Source organism: Neobacillus drentensis (assembly GCF_036966985.1).
In the GTDB taxonomy this organism is placed as follows: Bacteria; Bacillota; Bacilli; order Bacillales; family Cytobacillaceae; genus Neobacillus; species Neobacillus drentensis_E.
In genome coordinates this window covers 1-1,732 of record NZ_JBALSN010000548.1, presented here as the reverse complement: position 1 = coordinate 1,732, position 1,732 = coordinate 1, and the positions used below count along the sequence as shown (strand labels likewise).

Annotated in this window: 2 protein-coding genes and 1 riboswitch; both genes read left to right on the top strand. The window is 36.8% G+C overall.

Features of this window, described 5'->3' with window-relative positions; genetic code table 11:
• Positions 1 to 297 precede the first annotated feature (297 nt).
• A riboswitch (purine riboswitch) is annotated at positions 298 to 399 on the top strand.
• Positions 400 to 537: 138 nt separating this feature from the next.
• A complete protein-coding gene (locus V7659_RS27710) occupies positions 538 to 1,131 on the top strand; it encodes a xanthine phosphoribosyltransferase (RefSeq protein ID WP_335543288.1) in 594 nt (197 codons plus the stop codon).
• A partial coding sequence (locus V7659_RS27705) for a solute carrier family 23 protein (protein WP_335543287.1) occupies positions 1,131 to 1,732 on the top strand: 602 nt, incomplete at its 3' end. The genes V7659_RS27710 and V7659_RS27705, both read left to right, overlap by 1 nt.

Below are 1,732 nucleotides of genomic sequence, written 5' to 3'. Positions count from 1 at the left end.
TGCCTGACACCAAAAACATCGGGGCTGAAATGGCCGGTAATTTCATTTGATTCCACCAGGAATCTGGAATAGATTTCTTCATAGTGCTCACCTATCCTTTATATTAGAATTTTCAGAATGAATTTTCTCTTTTATAGTAACTGAAAATGAATGGTTATTCAATATTTGTGTAGATCTTTTATTTAAACCTATTAAAACGCTTTCCGAGCACGAACGATTTTAATTTTAAAAACCTTAATGTTCGTTTTTTGTAAAAAAATGATTGATTTCCTCTTTTTATGTGCTTTATAATGTGAATAAATTCATATGCGTTTCACTCATATAATCGCGGGGATATGGCCCGCAAGTTTCTACCAGATTGCCGATAACAATCTGACTATGAGTGAGTAGTGGGAAGATCTCTTCTTTTTAAGATGTGGATTACTTCCATTCCTTTTGGACATAAACATAAAGCCCAAAGGTCATTACTTCACTCAATTATTTTATGGTGAAGCTGTGACTTTTGGGCTTTTATTTTTTTATAAGGAGTTATCAATCATGAGATTACTAGAAGAGAAAATTAGTGCGGATGGAAAGGTTTTATCGGATCATGTGTTAAAAGTCGATTCGTTTTTAAACCATCAAATCGACCCGCAATTAATGCTAGAAATTGGAAAAGAGTTTGCTAGAATATTTGCAGATGATGGTATTACCAAGATTGTAACAATTGAATCTTCAGGCATAGCCCCTGCCGTTATGGCCGGTTTATATTTAAACGTTCCAGTCATATTCGCACGGAAAAGAAAATCGTTGACGCTAGTCGATGATTTACTAACAGCGTCAGTCCATTCATTTACAAAAAATGAAACAAACGAAATTTCTGTTTCCAACAAATACTTGAATGAAAGTGATCGAGTCCTCATCATTGATGATTTCTTAGCTAATGGAGAAGCTGCACTTGGTTTAGTAAAGATCGTTCAACAAAGCGGTGCCAGTGTTGCTGGAATTGGCATTGTCATCGAAAAATCATTTCAGCATGGTGCCCAAAAATTAAAAGACTTAGGTTTAAGAGTTGAATCCTTAGCGAGGGTTGCCTCACTTTCAAACGGAGAAGTGACATTTATCAATGAAAATGTGGAGGAATTAATCTAATGAAACAACATCCTTTAAAAATTACCTCACTTGGTATTCAACATGTATTAGCCATGTATGCGGGAGCGGTCATCGTTCCACTTATTGTTGGAGGAGCACTTAAATTTTCAGGAGAACAATTAACCTACTTAGTATCGATTGATATCTTAATGTGCGGGATTGCAACCATTTTACAAGTTTGGCAGAATCGCTTTTTTGGAATTGGCTTACCGATTGTCCTTGGTTGTACCTTTACAGCAGTGGGACCAATGATTGCCATTGGCGGACAGTTTGGGATTTCTGCTATCTACGGTTCGATTCTCATTTCTGGACTCATAGTCATTGCAATTTCCCAATTCTTCGGAAAGTTAATTAAGTTCTTTCCACCTGTTGTTACGGGCTCAGTAGTAACCATTATTGGGATTACATTGATTCCAGTCGCTATGAATAACATCGCCGGCGGTCAAGGCAGCCCTGATTTTGGCAGCCTTTCAAATATCAGCTTAGCTTTCGGAACGTTGCTTTTTATCATTTTACTCTATCGATTTACAAAAGGGTTCATTCGCTCAATCTCTATTCTAATAGGATTAATTGGTGGTACACTAGCTGCTACTATTATGGG

Bases quoted from the DNA above. Each gene is read 5' to 3' on its own strand.
- V7659_RS27710 (WP_335543288.1), top strand. From the start codon at position 538: ATGAGATTACTAGAAGAGAAAATTAGTGCGGATGGAAAGGTTTTATCG.